Raw genomic sequence first — 339 nt, forward strand, 5'->3', positions numbered from 1 at the left:
CTTATCCCTTCTGCAAACCAATCCCCAAACTCAGTGAAAGTCCCGCGAGGGCGACTCCAGACCTTCCAGATGTGGCGTCAGGTCTATCAACCGGTGGGCGATGACGTGCGCAGTCCTCCCTTCGTTATCCTTATCGATCTCCCCGTAGACCATCAGTAGTCGCGCTTTGACGAGAGCGTCCATCTGCGCCAATGCGGTTTTTTTCCAGACAATGATATTGATTGAGCCCGTTTCGTCTTCCAGCGTGAGAAAGGTGACCCCGGTCGAGGTTTTTGGGCGTTGCCTGTTGATGACGACGCCTGCGACATAGGTCTTGAGGCCGGATTTTTGGTTTAGCAG

General features: G+C 54.0%; 1 protein-coding gene. It reads right to left on the reverse strand.

Annotation, left to right across the window (positions count from 1 at the left end):
• Nucleotides 1–30: 30 nt before the first annotated feature.
• On the reverse strand, nucleotides 31–339 hold a 309-nt coding region (locus ONV78_RS31910), incomplete at its 5' end, for an OB-fold nucleic acid binding domain-containing protein (protein WP_279508635.1).

Origin of the sequence: Hahella sp. CR1 (assembly GCF_029813005.1) — a bacterium.
Taxonomy (GTDB): Bacteria; Pseudomonadota; Gammaproteobacteria; order Pseudomonadales; family Oleiphilaceae; genus Hahella.